The organism is Ruegeria haliotis (assembly GCF_013377785.1).
GTDB classification, from domain to species: domain Bacteria; phylum Pseudomonadota; class Alphaproteobacteria; order Rhodobacterales; family Rhodobacteraceae; genus Ruegeria; species Ruegeria haliotis.
The window spans coordinates 1-493 of record NZ_JABXWT010000146.1 but is presented as its reverse complement, the minus strand read 5'-3'; the positions used below and the strand labels follow the sequence as shown (position 1 = coordinate 493).

Genomic DNA, 493 nt, shown 5'->3' with positions numbered 1-493 from the left:
TTTGCAACTTATGTTCCTAATCCAAATAAAGACACTGATGGCGATGGACTAACAGATGAATTTGAGCTCGCATCTTGTGATTATTCAATATTAGGTAATAAAACACCATGCTTAGATCCTGGTAAATGGGATACTGATGGCGATGGCGTTTCAGATTCAAAAGAACTTGCACTTGGGCAAAATCCCTTAAGTCGTGATAGTAATTTACTAAATCAATCTGGTAACTTAAATCAATCTAATCCTGATGGTTATGATGGCATTCAAGATATTGACCAAGATAATCGACCTGATGGATGGCGACTATAGTTAACATCATTATGCTCCAAGGCTGCCCTATTTACTTGGAGCCCTTTGATATATCACTATTGAATTTTAGATACTTTTTAATGACTTATTAATAAAAAGCCCCTCAACATTGAGGGGCTACTTAATACAGATTGCTCTGTTTCTACACATCACCTTATTGAGATTTCTCATCCATTAACCTTAATTT

1 protein-coding gene is annotated in these 493 nt (G+C 35.5%); it reads left to right on the top strand.

Features of this window, described 5'->3' with window-relative positions; genetic code table 11:
- A partial coding sequence (locus tag HW561_RS23640; protein WP_211198776.1) for a hypothetical protein occupies positions 1-306 on the top strand: 306 nt, incomplete at its 5' end.
- Positions 307-493: the final 187 nt, after the last annotated feature.